This window comes from Klebsiella sp. BIGb0138 (genome assembly GCF_004342285.1).
Taxonomy (GTDB): domain Bacteria; phylum Pseudomonadota; class Gammaproteobacteria; order Enterobacterales; family Enterobacteriaceae; genus Klebsiella.
The window spans coordinates 67,670-85,149 of sequence record NZ_SMCV01000016.1; the positions used below are offsets into that span (position 1 = coordinate 67,670).

General features: G+C 54.4%; 20 protein-coding genes and 1 other annotated feature. Of the genes, 12 read left to right on the plus strand and 8 right to left on the minus strand.

Annotated elements, in window-relative coordinates; genetic code table 11:
- Positions 1 to 82 precede the first annotated feature (82 nt).
- The 6 genes from rpsP (at position 83) to EDF73_RS25555 (ending at position 4,068) form a co-directional block, all read left to right on the plus strand.
- Positions 83 to 331 carry a 30S ribosomal protein S16 gene (gene rpsP, locus EDF73_RS25530; RefSeq protein ID WP_004866550.1) on the plus strand — a complete coding sequence of 83 codons (249 nt, stop codon included), beginning with the start codon at positions 83 to 85 and terminating at the stop codon, positions 329 to 331.
- Positions 332 to 349: 18 nt separating this feature from the next.
- On the plus strand, positions 350 to 898 hold the full coding sequence (gene rimM, locus EDF73_RS25535) for a ribosome maturation factor RimM (protein ID WP_132731762.1): 549 nt from the start codon (positions 350 to 352) through the stop codon (positions 896 to 898).
- Positions 899 to 929: 31 nt separating this feature from the next.
- Positions 930 to 1,697: a tRNA (guanosine(37)-N1)-methyltransferase TrmD gene (gene trmD / locus EDF73_RS25540; RefSeq protein ID WP_004866546.1), complete on the plus strand. Its 768-nt coding sequence runs from the start codon at positions 930 to 932 to the stop codon at positions 1,695 to 1,697.
- 40 nt (positions 1,698 to 1,737) lie between these two features.
- On the plus strand, positions 1,738 to 2,085 hold the full coding sequence (gene rplS / locus EDF73_RS25545; protein WP_002914145.1) for a 50S ribosomal protein L19: 348 nt from the start codon (positions 1,738 to 1,740) through the stop codon (positions 2,083 to 2,085).
- Positions 2,086 to 2,205: 120 nt separating this feature from the next.
- A complete protein-coding gene (locus EDF73_RS25550) occupies positions 2,206 to 2,643 on the plus strand; it encodes a DUF2946 domain-containing protein (RefSeq protein WP_132731748.1) in 438 nt (145 codons plus the stop codon).
- Positions 2,644 to 2,697: 54 nt separating this feature from the next.
- Positions 2,698 to 4,068, plus strand: coding sequence for a PepSY-associated TM helix domain-containing protein (locus EDF73_RS25555; protein WP_132731749.1), 1,371 nt, complete (start codon positions 2,698 to 2,700; stop codon positions 4,066 to 4,068).
- A gap of 5 nt (positions 4,069 to 4,073) precedes the next feature.
- Here EDF73_RS25555 and EDF73_RS25560 read toward each other — a convergent pair whose 3' ends face one another.
- Genes EDF73_RS25560 through EDF73_RS25570 form a run of 3 tightly spaced genes read right to left on the minus strand, consistent with a single transcriptional unit; the run spans position 4,074 to position 6,289 of the window.
- Positions 4,074 to 4,556 (minus strand): OmpA family protein, encoded by a 483-nt coding sequence (locus EDF73_RS25560; RefSeq protein WP_132731750.1) that lies wholly within the window; start codon positions 4,554 to 4,556, stop codon positions 4,074 to 4,076.
- Between the two features lie 13 nt (positions 4,557 to 4,569).
- On the minus strand, positions 4,570 to 5,787 hold the full coding sequence (gene dgcN, locus EDF73_RS25565; RefSeq protein WP_132731751.1) for a diguanylate cyclase DgcN: 1,218 nt from the start codon (positions 5,785 to 5,787) through the stop codon (positions 4,570 to 4,572).
- Positions 5,780 to 6,289 carry a YfiR family protein gene (locus tag EDF73_RS25570; protein WP_132731752.1) on the minus strand — a complete coding sequence of 170 codons (510 nt, stop codon included), beginning with the start codon at positions 6,287 to 6,289 and terminating at the stop codon, positions 5,780 to 5,782. The genes dgcN and EDF73_RS25570 overlap by 8 nt, the downstream gene beginning before the upstream one ends.
- Positions 6,290 to 6,637: 348 nt before the next feature.
- On the opposite strand from EDF73_RS25570, the gene aroF reads away from it, so the two are divergent.
- The 3 genes from aroF to EDF73_RS25585 all read left to right on the plus strand — a co-directional run bounded on the left by aroF (position 6,638) and on the right by EDF73_RS25585 (position 9,778).
- Entirely contained in the window at positions 6,638 to 7,708 is a 1,071-nt protein-coding gene (aroF, locus tag EDF73_RS25575; protein ID WP_132731753.1) for a 3-deoxy-7-phosphoheptulonate synthase AroF, read from the plus strand.
- 9 nt (positions 7,709 to 7,717) lie between these two features.
- The gene (tyrA, locus tag EDF73_RS25580) at positions 7,718 to 8,839 is read left to right on the plus strand and encodes a bifunctional chorismate mutase/prephenate dehydrogenase (RefSeq protein WP_132731754.1); all 1,122 of its coding nucleotides are present in this window, start codon (positions 7,718 to 7,720) and stop codon (positions 8,837 to 8,839) included.
- A 66-nt stretch (positions 8,840 to 8,905) separates the two neighbouring features.
- Positions 8,906 to 9,778 carry an SMP-30/gluconolactonase/LRE family protein gene (locus EDF73_RS25585; RefSeq protein ID WP_132731763.1) on the plus strand — a complete coding sequence of 291 codons (873 nt, stop codon included), beginning with the start codon at positions 8,906 to 8,908 and terminating at the stop codon, positions 9,776 to 9,778.
- On the opposite strand, the gene pheA is transcribed toward EDF73_RS25585, so the two are convergent.
- From pheA to bamD, 4 genes are all read right to left on the minus strand, one after another.
- Complete coding sequence (gene pheA, locus EDF73_RS25590; protein WP_132731755.1) at positions 9,775 to 10,935, minus strand: bifunctional chorismate mutase/prephenate dehydratase; 1,161 nt, start codon at positions 10,933 to 10,935, stop codon at positions 9,775 to 9,777. The genes EDF73_RS25585 and pheA overlap by 4 nt on opposite strands.
- A 30-nt stretch (positions 10,936 to 10,965) precedes the next feature.
- Positions 10,966 to 11,090, minus strand: a sequence feature (Phe leader region).
- A complete protein-coding gene (gene pheL / locus EDF73_RS25595) occupies positions 11,042 to 11,089 on the minus strand; it encodes a pheA operon leader peptide PheL (protein ID WP_100279143.1) in 48 nt (15 codons plus the stop codon). (Overlaps the previous feature by 48 nt.)
- Before the next feature lie 105 nt (positions 11,091 to 11,195).
- Positions 11,196 to 11,531 (minus strand): ribosome-associated translation inhibitor RaiA, encoded by a 336-nt coding sequence (gene raiA / locus EDF73_RS25600; RefSeq protein WP_132731756.1) that lies wholly within the window; start codon positions 11,529 to 11,531, stop codon positions 11,196 to 11,198.
- A gap of 270 nt (positions 11,532 to 11,801) precedes the next feature.
- Positions 11,802 to 12,539 (minus strand): outer membrane protein assembly factor BamD, encoded by a 738-nt coding sequence (gene bamD, locus EDF73_RS25605; RefSeq protein ID WP_132731757.1) that lies wholly within the window; start codon positions 12,537 to 12,539, stop codon positions 11,802 to 11,804.
- 131 nt (positions 12,540 to 12,670) lie between these two features.
- Between bamD and rluD the strand changes: the two genes are divergently transcribed.
- The 3 genes from rluD to clpB all read left to right on the plus strand — a co-directional run bounded on the left by rluD (position 12,671) and on the right by clpB (position 17,081).
- The gene (gene rluD / locus EDF73_RS25610; protein ID WP_132731758.1) at positions 12,671 to 13,651 is read left to right on the plus strand and encodes a 23S rRNA pseudouridine(1911/1915/1917) synthase RluD; all 981 of its coding nucleotides are present in this window, start codon (positions 12,671 to 12,673) and stop codon (positions 13,649 to 13,651) included.
- Positions 13,648 to 14,379, plus strand: coding sequence for a purine nucleoside phosphorylase YfiH (gene yfiH, locus EDF73_RS25615; protein ID WP_132731759.1), 732 nt, complete (start codon positions 13,648 to 13,650; stop codon positions 14,377 to 14,379). The genes rluD and yfiH overlap by 4 nt, the downstream gene beginning before the upstream one ends.
- A 128-nt stretch (positions 14,380 to 14,507) precedes the next feature.
- Positions 14,508 to 17,081, plus strand: coding sequence for an ATP-dependent chaperone ClpB (gene clpB / locus EDF73_RS25620; protein ID WP_132731760.1), 2,574 nt, complete (start codon positions 14,508 to 14,510; stop codon positions 17,079 to 17,081).
- 144 nt (positions 17,082 to 17,225) lie between these two features.
- Here clpB and EDF73_RS27580 read toward each other — a convergent pair.
- Positions 17,226 to 17,480, minus strand: a 255-nt coding sequence (locus tag EDF73_RS27580) for a hypothetical protein (RefSeq protein ID WP_207896691.1), incomplete at its 5' end; no start/stop codon positions are given.

Here is a 17,480-nt window from a genome sequence, read left to right on the forward strand (position 1 = left end):
TAAAATTTTCGGGCTTTTAATATGACACCCGGGTCCCGTTCCTCGATGGGGCCCGGTTGTTTTATTCACACAAGAGGATGTTATGGTAACTATTCGTTTAGCTCGTCACGGCGCTAAAAAGCGTCCGTTCTACCAGGTTGTTGTCACCGACAGCCGTAATGCACGCAACGGCCGCTTCATTGAGCGCGTTGGTTTCTTCAACCCGATCGCTTCTGCGAACGAAGAAGAAACACGTCTGGATCTGGATCGTATCGCTCACTGGGTTGGCCAGGGCGCGACCGTTTCCGATCGCGTTGCCGCGCTGATCAAAGCAGCAAACAAAGCAGCTTAATCTGTCACGGTGGTCATGATGAGCAAGCAACACACCGCACAAGCACCTGTTGATCCGATCGTATTGGGCAAGATGGGTTCTTCCTACGGTATCCGTGGTTGGCTCAGAGTGTTTTCCTCCACCGAAGACGCCGAAAGCATTTTTGACTATCAGCCGTGGTTAATCCAGAAGGCGGGTCAGTGGCAGGTTGTTGAGCTGGAAAGCTGGCGCCACCACAATCAGGACATCGTCATTAAGCTGAAAGGCATTGACGATCGTGATGCGGCAAATCTACTGACTAATTGCGAAATTGTCGTGGATTCTTCGCAACTGCCGGCGCTGGAAGAGGGTGACTACTACTGGAAAGACCTGATGGGCTGCCAGGTAGTAACCACTGAAGGCTATGGCCTGGGTAAAGTCATCGATATGATGGAAACCGGGTCAAATGACGTTCTCGTCATCAAGGCAAACCTGAAAGATGCATTTGGCATCAAGGAGCGGCTGGTTCCGTTCCTCGATGGGCAGGTTATCAAGAAAGTCGATCTCGCTACTCGTACCATTGAAGTAGATTGGGATCCTGGTTTTTAAATTCTCCGAATAAACGGTAAAAGACGGCGCTATGTGGATTGGCATAATTAGCCTGTTTCCTGAAATGTTCCGCGCAATTACCGATTACGGGGTAACTGGCCGGGCAGTAAAAAATGGCCTGCTGAGCATCCAGAGCTGGAGTCCTCGTGACTTCGCCCATGACCGGCACCGTACCGTGGACGATCGTCCTTACGGCGGCGGACCGGGGATGCTAATGATGGTGCAACCCTTGCGGGACGCCATTCACACAGCAAAAGCCGCGGCAGGTGAAGGCGCAAAGGTGATTTATCTGTCACCTCAGGGACGCAAGCTTGATCAAGCGGGCGTCAGCGAACTGGCCACGAATCAAAAGCTGATTCTGGTGTGCGGTCGCTACGAAGGGATCGATGAGCGCGTTATCCAGACCGAAATTGACGAAGAATGGTCAATCGGTGATTACGTTCTCAGCGGTGGTGAGTTACCAGCAATGACGCTGATTGACTCCGTTTCCCGGTTCATTCCGGGAGTACTGGGCCATGAAGCTTCGGCAACGGAAGATTCCTTTGCTGATGGATTGCTGGACTGCCCACACTATACCCGTCCTGAAGTGTTAGAAGAGATGGAAGTACCGCCGGTATTGCTGTCGGGAAACCATGCTGAGATTCGTCGCTGGCGTCTGAAACAGTCGCTGGGCCGTACCTGGCTTAGAAGACCTGAACTTTTGGAAAACCTGGCTCTGACTGAAGAGCAAGCAAAGTTGCTGGCGGAGTTCAAAACTGAACACGCAAAACAGCAGCATAAACATGATGGGATGGCGTAACGCCCCCAATATCAGTTTACCCAGGATAAGAGATTAAATTATGAGCAACATTATTAAGCAACTTGAACAAGAACAGATGAAGCAGGACGTACCTTCCTTCCGTCCGGGTGATACCGTGGAAGTGAAAGTATGGGTTGTTGAAGGTTCCAAAAAACGTCTGCAGGCATTCGAGGGCGTGGTTATCGCTATTCGTAACCGCGGTCTGCACTCTGCATTCACTGTTCGTAAAATTTCCAACGGCGAAGGCGTTGAGCGTGTCTTCCAGACTCACTCTCCGGTCGTTGACAGCATTGCTGTTAAACGTCGTGGTGCTGTACGTAAAGCTAAACTGTACTACCTGCGTGAGCGTACCGGTAAGTCTGCTCGTATCAAAGAGCGTCTTAACTAAGATTCGCTTTCGCGACATCCTGATGAAAAGGGCTGGCCTGATAGGCCGGCCCTTTTTTTATCTTGAATTTAACTATCCTGATGTAAATCATTTACACTATCGCCCTCATTCGGAGGGGCGGTGGCCAGCAAACTTTCTCAACAATCTGCATTCATACGGCGGGCCGCCTGGCTGGCGCTGTTTTCGATCCTGCTGATTGTGGTCGCGCCGCTGATCTCTGTCTCCTTGCAAAAAGATCCGATGAGCGCCATGCCGGGGATGCACCATGCGATGATGACGGCGGCAATGCCGCAGGATATGGCGATGACCCATCCGGCGTCCCCAGCCTCTGAATCGCCGCATACGATGCCGCTCGACCATGCTGAAGCCTGCGGTTACTGCGTGCTGTTAGCCCATGTTCCGGGTCTGCTCTTTGCTCTGGCGTTGCTGATTTCGTGCATTCTGCGCCGCGTGTGCGCGCCTACGCCTTGTCTGGTGTTGAAACGCCGGCACTATTTCCCCTGGCTGTACCCCGATACCCGCGCGCCGCCGCGCCGGTCTGCTTTTTCCGCTTCCTAAAAAATAATGTGCGCACTGCGCAACGTTCTCTTTTTGCTTTCAGAAAGGAAAAGTATGACAACCTGCACCTCGCGCGCGGCATGGCTGAACCTGCTGCGACGTCTGCATTTTTATATTGGTCTGTTTATCGGCCCGTTCATCTTTGTCGCGGCCCTTACCGGGACGCTGTACGTGGCCACTCCCCAACTGGAGGACTGGCTCTATCAGGATGCGCTGCGCGGCACGCTTAACGGTGCAAGCCAGCCGCTGAGCGCCCAGCTGGCGGTGGCGGAAGAGGCCACGCAAGGCCATCTTCGTTTGCAGGCCGTGCGTCCGGCCATTAACGCCGGAGAGACCACCCGGGCGATGTTTGCCGATCCACAACTGGGCGCGTCTGAAGCGCGGGCGATTTTTATCGACCCGGTAACCCTGGAAGTGAAAGGCGATATGACAGTCTACGGGACCAGCGGTATTTTACCTCTGCGCCAGTGGATCGATTATGCGCACAGGTCGTTGCTGTTAGGGGATAGCGGACGCTTGTATAGCGAGCTGGCTGCCTCCTGGATGTGGGTCGCGGCGCTCGGCGGCATCGTGCTGTGGGCGATGACCCGCCCACGGCGGCGGATCAATAACCGCCTGCAAAATACCCGTCGTCTGCACGTCTCATTCGGGTGGGTATTGCTGGTGGGGATGCTGCTATTCTCTGCTACCGGGCTGACCTGGTCACAGTGGGCCGGCGGCAACGTGGATAAGATGCGCGCCGCCTTCGGCTGGTTAACGCCGCAGGTGAATACCCGGCTGGATAGCGCGATGCCCATGGCGCACGATCCGCATGCTGAACACCATATGGGAAATAGGGCGATGGCGGAGACGTTACCGTCGCCAGCGGGCGAGCAGTTTGATCGGGTCCTGGCGACGGCGCGGGCGGCGGGCCTTGATGCCAGCAAGCTGGAGATTCGGCCACCGATGGAGGCCGGGCGGGCGTGGACGGTAAATGAAATCGACCGGAGCTGGCCGACGCAGGTTGATGCGGTAGCTATCGATGGTGAACACATGCAGGTTGTGGACCGCACCCATTTTGCCGACTTCCCGCTGATGGCGAAGCTGACCCGCTGGGGCGTTGATTTCCATATGGGGATCCTGTTTGGCCTGGCCAACCAGCTCCTGCTCATCGCATTTGGTATCGCGCTTTGCGTGATGATTGTGGTGGGATATCGCTTATGGTGGCTTCGTCGCCCGGCGCACGCGGTCTTTAACCCCGCGAACACCTTGGTTCAGGCCTGGCTCGGTCTGGCATGGCCAGCCCGCACGCTGACGTTGGCGATTGCCGTGGTGCTGGGGCTGGCGTTGCCGCTGATGGGCGTCAGTCTGGCGCTATGCCTGGTGATTGACTACCTGCGCTGGCGCGCTGCAACGGCGGTTAGACTCGCGAAATCCGTCGACTAAGCGCGCTAAGGCGTGCTGATGACCACCGTGACGCGGCGGTTTTCAGCACGCCCTTTCGCCGTATCGTTACTGGCTATCGGGTATTTTTTCCCTAACCCGCGGGTAGTTAAATTGCTACGCGGGATATGGGCTCCCTCCGCCCACGCGTCTGCGACGATGTTGGCGCGCTTCAGGGACAGCATTTCATTATAGCCGTCTTCACCGTAGTTATCGGTGTGACCATCTAACCGGCTGTGCGTAATGCCTGTCGCGGCCAGACGAGAAGCCATAGTGTGGATCTGCGTTTTGCTATCGGCACGCAGGTGGTAATCGTTTTTATCAAACAGGATGCTGTCGGATAAGCCCAGAGTCCAGTCGCCATCCGTCTCCGTAAAGCCATAGGACTTCATCGCGGCAACCTGTTCCTGAGAGAATTTCCCCTGTGGCGCCTGGCAACCGGTGAGAAAAACCGCAGCCAGCAGGGCGGGGGCAAAATATTTCCTGAGCATGATGATTCCTTTTTTAGATTTGCTGAATACGCTGGTGTTTCATCCGATACATGTTTTGATCGGCGAACTCTTGCAGATTTTCCGCTGAAGCGTGCTCCCAGGCCAACGCATAGCCAATGCTGAGGGACAGGGTCGCGGTATGGCCGTTATGCAGGTTAAACGGCTGGAGAAACTGGCTCGATAACAAAGCGCAGAGCGCCTGAACTTCCGCCTCCGAGTGGACATCGCGCAGCAGGATAGCAAATTCATCGCCGCCTAAGCGCCATGCCTGATGGCGCTTGCCGGCAAAGGTCATCAGCCGTCTGGCCACTTCGATTAACACCTTATCGCCGGTGGCATGACCCCAGTTATCATTGATCAGCTTAAAATTATCGCCGTCCAGGAAGAGTAATGCCGAGCTGCCGTGGGCGGCGTCATCTTTCATTAATTCATTGATGACGCTGCGAAACGCGGCGCGATTGGCCAGCCCGGTTAGCGGGTCGTGCAAAGACGAGCGTAAGAGCTGGGCGTTTTTGGCCTGCAGCTGCCGCTGCCAGTCTTCCATCTCACCCAGCAGGCTATTAAAGTCCTGGGCGAAAAGGTGAAACTCCTCGATACGCTCATCGGGTACCCGTCGGGAAAAGTGGCGATTCTCCCGGATATCATGCACCACCTCGGTGATGCTCTGTAAGGCAGCAACGATGCCGCGGTGCAGAGAATGGGTCAGCAACAGGGAGATAAAAGAGGCCAGCAGAATACTGCCGGTCAGGACAATAAGCGAAATCCCGAGGAAGTGGCTTATCAGACTGTCTAACGCTGTCAGGCGGAGTTCGCCGATCGTTTTCCCCTGATGCCAGATTGGCTGGGTTGTCGGTTCAGGAAACAGCCATTTGCTGATGATGCCGCTCAGCTTTTCCTGCTGAACCAGGTCGGTATTGCGCCAGACCGCAAAGGGCTTTTGCTGGCTGTCCAGTACCAGGGCTTCAGAAAACTGTCCCTGCTTTCCGAGGGTCGCCAGCGTATCTGCCGCGGCGGCACTGTCGTCAAAAACCAGCGCGGCTTCCAGGCTGCGGCTCATGGTGGCGGCGGTGAGCGCCAGGTTCTTCTGCGCATATTGTTTCAGCGTGAAGACGGAGGCGGTGCTCAGCAGCAGCCAGACGAGGGTCATGGAGATCACTACGCTTATCACGCTGATACGGCGGAGCGCTCTTTTGAAGGTGGGGCGCGGGGCCTGAGAGAAATCCTTATTCATGGGCGTCTTTCCGGGCAAGCATCAGTACGTCTGGATTCACCCGCACACCGCTGTGCGTCAGAACATCCAGATTAACGGAGAATCTCACCCTGTCGTCATTTATGATCAGGCAAAAAGCGCTGCCGATAGCACACTCCCTGTTTTGTTCGGCAATCAGTAATAGCGGGCGAGATGGATATTTTGACGTGAGTTCTGACTGCTGAGAGGGCGACTCGCTACCAAAATAAAAACCATCACAGACCGTATTCAATGCTTCCTCTGTATTACGAACAATAACCGGTTGGTATGGCAAAACCTCAGGTTTTTCCTGAGCCAGGCTGTGTGTGTAACGTGAGGTAGAAAAAATGCACAACCTGGGCGGGCCGGATAATGCTGGCCAGCGGGTATACGTGACGATACCCGAGACAATAGCCCGAACATTTTTAGGCGGCTCAGAGGCAACAGCGGGGTAGCCCACGATAAATAACAAAAAGATCAAAAAAAGACGGTAAAACTCTTTCATTAACGGATCCGTCAGGTTCGTCATGGTGCATGAATGGCAGATCGCTGATGCCCGGCCGCAGGATACCATTGTTGGGGAAAACCGTCATCAGCCGACGGCTTTGCTTTAGGCTAATTCTGGCCAGGATTTTTCGTAAAGGAAAGGCGAGGAAAAGGATAAATTTATTGTTGATTATATTGAAGTGTACAAAAATATTTACGATATGGGTGAAATAAAACGCCATTTAATTTGCTGGTGTAAATTATAATTTACGGATTATGGATTGAAATCTTTACTTCTTGTGGTATCGTTATGTGACTCCTCGCTGAGGAACCCATTATCGCAAACGAGCTACCCAGGATCGCCATCATGCAAAAAGACGCGCTGAATAACGTACACATTACCGACGAACAGATTTTGATCACGCCGGATCAGCTGAAGGCGGAATTCCCGCTGAGCCTCGAACAAGAAGCGCAAATCGCGCAGTCCCGTCAGACGATCTCTGACATTATTGCCGGCCGCGATCCGCGCCTGCTGGTGGTGTGTGGACCTTGCTCGATTCACGATCCGCAAGCGGCAATTGAATACGCTCATCGTTTTAAAGCCCTTGCCGCAGAGGTCAGCGATAGCCTCTACCTGGTCATGCGCGTCTATTTTGAAAAACCCCGTACCACCGTTGGTTGGAAAGGGCTGATTAACGATCCGCACATGGATGGTTCGTTTGATGTTGAAGGCGGTCTGAAGATTGCGCGTCGTCTGCTGGTTGAGCTGGTCAATATGGGGCTGCCGCTGGCGACGGAAGCGCTGGATCCGAACAGCCCGCAGTACCTCGGCGACCTGTTCAGCTGGTCTGCTATCGGCGCGCGTACCACTGAATCCCAGACGCACCGTGAAATGGCTTCTGGCTTGTCGATGCCGGTAGGTTTTAAAAACGGTACTGACGGAAGCCTGGCTACGGCGATTAACGCGATGCGCGCCGCCGCCATGCCGCACCGTTTTGTCGGTATTAACCAGGCCGGCCAGGTCTGCCTGCTGCAAACTCAGGGCAACCCGGATGGTCACGTTATTCTGCGCGGCGGTAAAGCGCCAAACTACGGCCCGGAAGATGTTGAGCAATGCGAAAAAGAGATGATTCAGGCGGGACTGAAACCGTCGCTGATGGTAGATTGCAGTCATGGGAATTCTAATAAAGACTACCGCCGCCAGCCTGCGGTCGCGGAATCCGTCGTCGCGCAGATCAAAGATGGGAATCGTTCCATTATTGGCCTGATGATCGAGAGTAATATCCACGAGGGTAACCAGTCTTCTGAGCAGCCGCGTTGCGATATGAAATACGGCGTGTCCGTCACCGATGCCTGCATCAGCTGGGAAACCACCGATGCGCTACTGCGCGAGCTTGATAAAGATCTGCGCGGCCATCTGGCGGCTCGTTTGGGGTAAGAGGATAGTATGGTTGCTGAACTGACCGCGTTACGCGATCAAATTGATGAAGTCGATAAGGCACTGCTGGGGCTGCTGGCTAAGCGCCTGGAACTGGTTGCGGAAGTGGGGGAGGTCAAAAGTCAGTATGGCCTGCCGATTTACGTCCCGGAACGGGAAGCGGCGATGCTGGCATCCCGGCGAGAAGAGGCGGCGGCGCTTGGCGTCCCGCCGGATCTTATCGAAGATGTGCTGCGTCGCGTGATGCGCGAGTCATACTCCAGCGAGAACGACAAAGGCTTCAAAACGCTGTGCCCGAATCTGCGTCCGGTCGTGATTGTCGGCGGCGGCGGGCAAATGGGGCGCCTGTTTGAGAAAATGCTGGTGCTTTCTGGCTACCAGGTTCGCATCCTGGAAAAAGCAGACTGGCCGCGTGCCGCGGAGATGGTGGCCGATGCCGGGATGGTTATTGTCAGCGTGCCTATTCATGCGACGGTTGACGCTATCGCTCAGCTGCCGCCGCTGCCGGCGGACTGTATTCTGGTTGACCTGGCATCGGTTAAAGCCGAGCCTTTACAGGCGATGCTGGCGGCACACCATGGTCCGGTGCTGGGGTTACACCCGATGTTTGGCCCGGACAGCGGCAGTCTGGCCAAACAGGTGGTAGTGTACTGTGACGGCCGTCAGCCGGAAGCGTACCAGTGGTTCCTCGAGCAAATTCAGGTCTGGGGCGCGCGTCTGCATCGTATCAGCGCCGTCGAGCACGACCAGAATATGGCCTTTATTCAGGCGCTGCGCCACTTTGCGACCTTTGCCTACGGTCTGCATCTGGCGGAAGAAAACGTCCGCCTGGAACAACTACTGGCCTTGTCATCGCCGATCTACCGCCTTGAACTGGCGATGGTGGGCCGTTTGTTTGCCCAGGATCCGCAGCTGTATGCCGACATTATTATGTCCTCGCAGAATAATCTGGCGCTGATTAAACGCTACTATCAGCGTTTTGGCGAAGCGATTGGCCTGCTCGAGCAGGGGGATAAACAGGCGTTTATCGACAGCTTCCGCAAAGTGGAGCACTGGTTTGGTGATTACGCCCAGCGCTTCCAGAGCGAAAGCCGAACGCTGCTGCGTCAGGCGAATGATAATCGGCAGTAACGGAAAACCGTATATAATCAGAGCCAGAGGGGTAACCCGCTGGCTTTTTTTATAGGGATGAACATGATGGCTGAACCACAACCGCTGTTTGATTACGCAGGATATCTGCCGGAATGCCCGACCTGGAGTGAAGCCGAGCAGGCGCTCTACTGGGCCGACATTATGGCGTGCGAAATTCACCGCTACGACGTGAGCAGCGGCGAGCACCAGGTTCTGCAATTTCCCGAAGAGGTGGGCTGCTTTTCTCTACGCGAGAAAGGGGGATTCATTGTGGCGTTGCGCAGCGCTATCTGGTTAACCGACGCCCACGGTCTGCTACGACGTAAAATCTGTGATAACCCGAGTAACCCGCAGCTGGCCCGCTTTAACGATGGCGGTACCGATCGCGAAGGACGTTTTTACGCCGGGACATTCTGGGGGCCGGGAGATTATAACGGCGCGCTGCTGATGCGTATCGACAACGATCTGACGCCTAAAGTGATCCAATGTGATATCCACGGCGCCAACGGTCTGGCGTTTAGTGCAGACAAACGCTGGATGTATACCTCGGATACGCCAAATGCCGTTATCTATCGCACTCCGCTGGATGAGCATGGCGAGCCCGGCAAGCGGGAAGTCTTCCGTCGCTTTCAGCCGGGAGAAGGCATCCCCGACGGTGCGGCCATGGACGAGGAAGGATGCTACTGGAGCGCGATGTTCGACGGCTGGCGCATTGCGCGTTTCTCTCCGGGCGGGGAGCAGCTGGAAGAGTATCGACTGCCGGTACGTTGCCCGACGATGGTCTGCTTTGGCGGCGCGGATATGCGCACGCTGTTCATTACCACAACGCGGGAAAATATGGCGGCCGATGAAATCCGGCAATACCCGCTCTCCGGCGCTATCTTCACCCTGCCGGTGGCGGTGGCAGGGATGAAGAAACCGGCATTTATCGAGCGTTAAATGGGATCGACCGGCACCACGTTTTCGCCTGGGTAGCAGCCCAGCACCTTCATGGAACGGGTAATCTCGGCCAGCTCTTTCAGTGCCTTACGCATGGGGAGTGATTCGAGGTTGGCCTGGATATCCAGATAAAACATCTCTTCCCATGGGTTGCCGTGAATCGGGCGTGATTCCAGTTTGGTCATGATCAGGTTGTGATTACGCAATACCAGCAGCGCTTCAACCAGCGCACCTGCCTGTTGGCCGGTAGCCATGAGCAGCGTCGTTTTTGCCGGAACCTGCTCGGAAACATTCACCGCTTTACGCGCCAGTACCAGGAAGCGGGTGATGTTTTGTGTTTGATTCGCCTGGCAGTGTTCAAGAACCTGCAGGCCATACAGCGCGCCACCGGCTTCGCTGCCCAGCGCGGCAACGGCCGGAGAGTTGGCCTGAGCCACCTTTTCCATTGCCGCCGACGTGCTTTCGGTATATTCGATTTTCCAGTGCGGATAGCGGCTCAGATACTGGCTGCACTGCTGGAACGGCTGCGGATGGCTGTATACGGTTTGAATTTGCTGCGGATCGGTCGAAGCAGAAACCAGGACACAGTGATCGATAGGGATCGTCAGTTCGCCGACGATCGACAGACTGGTGTGCTGCAGCAGATCGTAGACATCATTGATCCCGCCGGAGCTGGTGTTTTCAATAGGCACGACCGCGTAGTCAGCCTGGCCGGTCTCCACCTGGTTGAAGATGTCGGCAAATTTTGCACAACCGCTTTCGATGAACTGTTCGAAGTGGCGAGCGGCATACTGGCGTGCGGCAAGATGGGAGTACGACCCTTTTGGCCCGAGGAAAGCCACTCGTGCTGAATGCGGATTGATTTTATTCAGGTGTTGCTGCAACAGGGTTTGCTGGGTGAGTACGGAGTCCTCAATAATGAGCTGGAACAGCCGGGTGATGTAGTGCGCATCCAGATGGTGGCTTTTGCCTAGCGTCATCAGGCGTTCCAGCAGATCGCGTTCACGGTCGATATCGCGTACCGGACGGTGCGATGCCAGCTTGGCTTTACCGACCTCGACAGCCAGCCCACGGCGCTCTGCCAGCAGGGCGAGCAGTTTTTCATCCAGGGCGCTAATCTTATCGCGCAGGGCCAGTAACGGGTTTTCCTCGGTCATATGTGTTGCCTTTCTTGTTATTTATTTTTCAAAAAAAAAGCCTCCCGTTTGGGAGGCCTTGTTGTTCGTCTTCGCATTCTTTATCACACGACGAATCGCCTCCCGTTCAGGGGAAGGTAAAAAAGAATGCGAAGAAGAACGGTAGTCGTTTCACGATGAATTCCTTTGCTCAGTTGGGATTACAGTACCCGTACTGTTTTCATTCTGTCAATAAAAAACGCGCCGAAGGCGCGTGGCATTACACAATATTAAGTTAAGGATTACTCTTCTTCTTCCACAAAGCCTGCCTCTTTCACCGATGTTGCGGCGCGGCGGGCTTCCCCTTTGTGTTGCACTTTGTTCAGCTGCCGTTCCAGCTTGTTGATCAATTCGTTGATAGCGGCGTACATATCTTCATTTCTTGCGCTGGCAACCAGATGCCCGTTTGGCGTATTGATGGTGGCGTCAGCAACAAAGCCCTGCGGCTCCTTGGAGAGAATGATGTGCGGGTTAATTAAGTGGGTTTGCCATTTATCCAATTTGGCGAGACGGTCTGCGACATGCTGGCGGATTGCCGGGGTAATTTCCATTTGTTTACTGGTAATGTTCATTGTCATAAATTTTACCTCTTGTCTTTCCCGTCTTGGTGAATCCAGCATACCTCTCTTAATGTCAAGATGTGTGATTTAGATCACATTTTAATGTCACTTTTTGTCAACGGATTCATTTTGTGAGACAGGGCAGGAACGGGTGAGATTTTTCTTGTCGGATCGGGGAAAGGGAGTCATATTTGACAGGATGATTCGGCACTAAAACGCTTCAGCTTAAGCGTCTGAGCCATAAAAAACGGCAGCTCAAGGCTGCCGTTTTGCTTATCTGAAAAACGCTCAGCTGTTTTTGCCGTTCGCGGCGATGATTTTCGCCACTTTGTCTGCCTGAGCATTCATTTGCATCTGGCGGTAGGCGTTTTCCATCTTCGGCAACGCATCGCGGGTAGCCTGAGTATCCGGATAGCTACGCAACATACCATCAACGCGGTTTACCACGGCAACCCACGCGCCGCGGTCGGTGTAGTAATCCACCACGGACAGCTCGTACTTCGCCAGGCGATCCTTGAGGAACACCATACGTTTGTAGGCGTCGGTCGCATACTGGCTGTTCGGGTAACCGCGCACCAGTTTGGAGAAGTCGTTGAAGGCATCGCGAGCGTGCTGCGGGTCGCGGTCGGAGCGATCGACGCCGAAGAAACCTTGCAGCGCACTGTCATCCAACGCCATATTTGTCAGACCACGCATATAAATGACGTAATCAATGTTAGGATGCGTAGGGTTCAGACGAACAAAGCGGTCGATTGCGGCTTGAGCCAGCGGCAGATCGGCATTTTTGTAATACGCATAAATCAGGTCCAGCTGTACCTGTTGGGAATAAGGGCCGAACGGATAGCGGTTATCCAACGCTTCCAGTTGCGTTATCGCCTGTTTCCAGTTACCGTCCTGCAGCTTTTGCTGGGCGGTCGCGTAGATTTCATTCGGCGGATTATCAGGCACCTCTTCCTTTGAGCCGGAGCAACCCACCAAAGCCAGGCTCAGTGTGGCTGCTGCCACCAGGTATTTCATGCGCGTCATGACGTTTTGACTTCCTCAAAATGTTTATGCGGGAGAATCTCTGTTCCTGCTCCCGATTAAGACCAGCTACAATAGCACACTATATTAAACGGCAAAGCCGTAAAACCCAACGTTAAACGAAGAAGCTGTATATGGCACAACGAGTACAACTCACCGCAACGGTGTCCGAAAACCAACTCGGTCAACGCTTAGATCAGGCTTTGGCCGAAATGTTCCCGGATTATTCGCGTTCGCGCATAAAAGAATGGATCCTCGACCAGCGAGTGCTGGTTAACGGCGCTGTCAGCGACAAGCCGAAAGAAAAAGTTTTAGGTGGCGAGAGCGTTTCTATCGATGTTGAAATTGAAGAAGATGCACGTTTTGAGCCGCAGGATATTCCGCTCAATATCGTCTATGAGGATGATGACATTCTTGTCATCAATAAACCTCGCGATCTGGTTGTCCACCCAGGCGCGGGCAACCCCGACGGTACTGTGCTGAATGCGCTGCTGCACTACTACCCGCCGATTGCCGACGTTCCACGTGCGGGTATCGTTCACCGGCTGGATAAAGATACGACCGGACTGATGGTCGTGGCGAAAACTATCCCGGCGCAAACCCGGCTGGTGGAGTCGCTGCAGCTGCGTGAAATCACCCGTGAGTATGAGGCGGTGGCAATTGGTCACATGACGTCGGGCGGGACGGTTGAAGAACCGATTAGCCGTCATCCGACGAAACGTACCCATATGTCGGTGCACCCGATGGGCAAACCGGCGGTCACCCATTACCGCATTATGGAACATTTCCGCATTCATACTCGTTTGCGTTTACGTCTGGAAACCGGTCGCACTCACCAGATTCGCGTACACATGGCGCATATCACTCATCCGCTGGTGGGCGATCAGGTCTATGGCGGTCGCCCGCGTCCACCGAAAGGGGCGTCGGAAGCCTTTATTACCGCGCTGCGCAAGTTTGACCGTCAGGCTCTGCATGCCACCATGCTGCGTTTGTATCATCCGATCAGCGGTATTGAGATGGAGTGGCACGCGCCAATTCCACAGGATATGGTTGAGCTGATTGATGCCATGCGCGCAGATTATGAAGATCATAAGGACGATATTGACTGGTTATGACTAAACTGATTGTACCGCAGTGGCCGGTTCCGGAAGGGGTGGCCGCCTGTAGCTCCACGCGCGCTGGCGGGGTGAGCTTGCCTCCGTACGATTCGCTCAATCTGGGCGCCCACTGCGGAGACAATCTGCAGCATGTTGAAGAAAACCGTCGGCGAATGTTCGCCGCAGGCGGGCTACCGACGTATCCGGTCTGGCTTGAGCAGGTTCATGGCACCGCGGTGCTGCAGCTGAACGGCGGGCCATATGAGTCAAAACGGGCGGATGCATCATACTGTAATACGCCGGGCACCGTGTGTGCCGTGATGACGGCGGATTGCCTGCCGGTTCTTTTTTGCAACCGGGCGGGAACTGAAGTCGCTGCGGCGCATGCCGGATGGCGCGGATTATGCGATGGCGTGCTGGAAGAAACGGTCACCTGCTTTGCCGATGAGCCGGAGAACATTCTGGCCTGGCTTGGCCCGGCTATCGGTCCTGACGCTTTTGAAGTCGGCCCGGAAGTGCGCGACGCTTTTGTGATAAAAGACGGGCAAGCTGAAAGCGCTTTCCGTCCGGTCGGCGAGAAATATTTTGCGGATCTCTATCAGCTGGCCCGCCAGCGCTTAGCCCGCGTCGGCGTAACGCAGATCTTCGGTGGCGATCGTTGTACGCTAAGCGAAAAGGATGATTTTTTCTCTTATCGTCGCGATAAGACTACGGGTCGTATGGCGAGTTTTATCTGGTTGAGATAACCTGGCGAATCAAGACGGTCCAGAAGGCAAACTTATTTTTCGCATAGTTCAGGTCTTTAACCTTGAATAGTTGAGGGATGACCTCATTTAATCTCCAGTAGCAATTTTGACCTGTTATGGGAGGAGTTATGCGTCTGGATCGTCTTACCAATAAATTCCAGCTTGCTCTTGCCGATGCCCAGTCGCTCGCGCTAGGGCACGACAACCAATTCATCGAACCTCTTCATCTAATGAGCGCCTTGCTGAATCAGGAAGGGGGATCGGTACGTCCTTTATTAACCTCTGCTGGCATTAATGCCGGGGAGTTAAGCACCAGTATCACTCAGGCGTTAAGCCGTTTACCCCAGGTGGAAGGCACCGGCGGTGACGTGCAGCCGTCTCAGGATTTGGTACGTATTCTGAACCTTTGCGGCAAGCTGGCGCAAAAGAGGAAGGACAACTTTATTTCGTCGGAACTGTTCGTTCTGGCGGCGCTTGAATCTCGCGGTACGCTAACCGACCTTTTAAAATCTGCCGGAGCAACAACCGCCAATGTGACTCAGGCGATTGAACAAATGCGCGGAGGTGAAAGCGTGAACGATCAGGGTGCCGAAGACCAGCGTCAGGCATTGAAAAAATTTACGGTCGATCTGACCGAACGTGCTGAACAGGGCAAACTGGATCCGGTCATTGGCCGTGACGAAGAGATTCGCCGTACTATCCAGGTTCTGCAGCGCCGAACGAAAAATAACCCGGTTTTGATTGGTGAGCCCGGTGTTGGTAAAACCGCCATCGTTGAAGGGCTGGCGCAGCGTATTGTAAACGGCGAAGTACCGGAAGGGCTGAAGGGCCGTCGGGTACTGGCGCTGGATATGGGGGCATTGGTCGCCGGAGCCAAGTATCGCGGTGAGTTCGAAGAGCGCCTGAAAGGGGTGCTGAACGATCTGGCAAAACAGGAAGGCAACGTCATTCTGTTTATTGACGAGCTGCACACGATGGTCGGGGCGGGGAAAGCGGACGGCGCAATGGATGCCGGCAACATGCTGAAACCTGCTTTGGCGCGCGGTGAGCTGCACTGCGTCGGCGCGACCACGCTGGATGAATATCGTCAGTACATTGAAAAAGATGCAGCTCTGGAGCGTCGCTTCCAGAAAGTGTTCGTGGCGGAGCCTTCAGTCGAAGATACCATCGCCATCTTACGTGGGCTGAAAGAACGTTACGAACTGCATCACCATGTGCAGATCACTGACCCGGCGATCGTCGCGGCGGCAACATTATCGCACCGCTATATTGCTGACCGCCAGCTGCCGGACAAAGCCATCGACCTGATCGATGAGGCCGCATCCAGCATCCGTATGCAGATTGACTCGAAGCCGGAAGAGCTCGACCGACTCGACAGACGTATTATTCAGCTTAAGCTGGAACAGCAGGCGCTGAAGAAAGAAGCCGATGAGGCCAGTCTGAAACGTCTGGATATGCTGAATGAAGAACTGGCGGATAAAGAGCGTCAGTATTCTGTACTGGAAGAAGAGTGGAAGGCGGAAAAAGCGTCGCTCTCCGGCACGCAGACGATCAAAGCCGAGCTGGAACAGGCGAAAATCGCCATTGAGCAGGCGCGTCGCGTGGGTGACCTCGGGCGGATGTCCGAACTGCAATACGGCAAAATTCCGGAGCTGGAGAAACAGCTTGCGGCGGCTACCCAGTCAGAAGGCAAAACCATGCGTCTGCTGCGTAATAAGGTTACCGACGCCGAAATTGCTGAAGTTCTGGCCCGCTGGACCGGTATCCCGGTTGCCCGGATGATGGAAGGCGAGCGCGAAAAACTGCTGCGTATGGAACAGGAGCTGCATAGCCGGGTGATTGGTCAGAATGAGGCGGTCGAAGCGGTCTCCAATGCGATTCGCCGTAGCCGTGCTGGATTGTCCGATCCTAATCGTCCGATCGGTTCATTCTTGTTCCTTGGCCCAACCGGGGTGGGTAAAACGGAGCTGTGCAAAACGCTGGCTAACTTTATGTTCGACAGTGATGATGCGATGGTGCGTATCGATATGTCCGAGTTTATGGAGAAACACTCCGTCTCGCGTCTGGTCGGTGCGCCTCCGGGATACGTTGGTTATGAGGAAGGTGGGTACCTGACTGAAGCGGTACGCCGTCGTCCTTACTCGGTGATTCTGCTGGATGAAGTGGAAAAGGCGCATCCGGATGTGTTCAACATTCTGTTGCAGGTGCTGGACGACGGTCGTCTGACCGATGGACAGGGGAGAACGGTCGATTTCCGTAATACGGTCGTCATCATGACCTCCAACCTGGGTTCGGATCTGATTCAGGAACGTTTCGGCGAGCTGGACTATGCGCATATGAAAGATCTGGTTCTGGGTGTTGTCAGCCACAACTTCCGTCCGGAGTTCATCAACCGTATTGATGAAGTCGTGGTATTCCACCCGCTGGGCGAGAAACACATTGCTTCTATTGCACAGATTCAGCTGCAGCGGCTGTATAAACGTCTGGAAGAACGTGGTTATGAAGTCCACATCTCAGATGAAGCGCTGAAGTTGCTGAGTGCGAATGGTTACGATCCGGTGTATGGCGCGCGTCCGTTAAAACGCGCTATCCAGCAGCAGATCGAAAACCCGCTGGCGCAGCAAATTCTTTCCGGTGAACTGGTTCCCGGTAAAGAAGTTCAGCTGGTGGTAAAAGACGGCCATATAGTGGCAGTGCAGTAAATCACAAAACGACAAAAACGGGCCCATCGGGCTCGTTTTTGTTTAAAAACCAGGCGAGAATTAAAGCCCGGATAGAGTTTTGCTTAATAAATGAGCGAATGAATCGTTTTTCTGAATTTATACTTGTCACCTCAGAATTACTGCCTATAATGCGCCTCCACTGACACGGAACAACGGCACGCAAGCCGCCGGGTCAGCGGGGTTCAGCGATGAACGCCAACGGAGAAAAGCAAAAATAAACGCTTGACTCTGAAGCGGGGAGGCGTAATATGCACACCCCGCGCCGCTGAGAAAAAGCGAAGCGGCACTGCTCTTTAACAATTTATCAGACAATCTGTGTGGGCACTCAAAGTGACATGGATTCTTAACGTCTTCGGACGAAAAATGAATACCAAGTCT

Bases quoted from the DNA above. Each gene is read 5' to 3' on its own strand.
- raiA (WP_132731756.1), bottom strand. From the start codon at position 11,531: ATGACAATGAACATTACCAGTAAACAAATGGAAATTACCCCGGCAATC.
- trmD (WP_004866546.1), top strand. From the start codon at position 930: ATGTGGATTGGCATAATTAGCCTGTTTCCTGAAATGTTCCGCGCAATT.
- rpsP (WP_004866550.1), top strand. From the start codon at position 83: ATGGTAACTATTCGTTTAGCTCGTCACGGCGCTAAAAAGCGTCCGTTC.
- EDF73_RS25585 (WP_132731763.1), top strand. From the start codon at position 8,906: ATGGCTGAACCACAACCGCTGTTTGATTACGCAGGATATCTGCCGGAA.
- bamD (WP_132731757.1), bottom strand. From the start codon at position 12,539: ATGACGCGCATGAAATACCTGGTGGCAGCAGCCACACTGAGCCTGGCT.
- EDF73_RS25555 (WP_132731749.1), top strand. From the start codon at position 2,698: ATGACAACCTGCACCTCGCGCGCGGCATGGCTGAACCTGCTGCGACGT.
- dgcN (WP_132731751.1), bottom strand. From the start codon at position 5,787: ATGAATAAGGATTTCTCTCAGGCCCCGCGCCCCACCTTCAAAAGAGCG.
- rluD (WP_132731758.1), top strand. From the start codon at position 12,671: ATGGCACAACGAGTACAACTCACCGCAACGGTGTCCGAAAACCAACTC.
- rimM (WP_132731762.1), top strand. From the start codon at position 350: ATGAGCAAGCAACACACCGCACAAGCACCTGTTGATCCGATCGTATTG.
- clpB (WP_132731760.1), top strand. From the start codon at position 14,508: ATGCGTCTGGATCGTCTTACCAATAAATTCCAGCTTGCTCTTGCCGAT.
- aroF (WP_132731753.1), top strand. From the start codon at position 6,638: ATGCAAAAAGACGCGCTGAATAACGTACACATTACCGACGAACAGATT.
- rplS (WP_002914145.1), top strand. From the start codon at position 1,738: ATGAGCAACATTATTAAGCAACTTGAACAAGAACAGATGAAGCAGGAC.
- tyrA (WP_132731754.1), top strand. From the start codon at position 7,718: ATGGTTGCTGAACTGACCGCGTTACGCGATCAAATTGATGAAGTCGAT.
- EDF73_RS25560 (WP_132731750.1), bottom strand. From the start codon at position 4,556: ATGCTCAGGAAATATTTTGCCCCCGCCCTGCTGGCTGCGGTTTTTCTC.
- pheA (WP_132731755.1), bottom strand. From the start codon at position 10,935: ATGACCGAGGAAAACCCGTTACTGGCCCTGCGCGATAAGATTAGCGCC.
- yfiH (WP_132731759.1), top strand. From the start codon at position 13,648: ATGACTAAACTGATTGTACCGCAGTGGCCGGTTCCGGAAGGGGTGGCC.
- EDF73_RS25570 (WP_132731752.1), bottom strand. From the start codon at position 6,289: ATGAAAGAGTTTTACCGTCTTTTTTTGATCTTTTTGTTATTTATCGTG.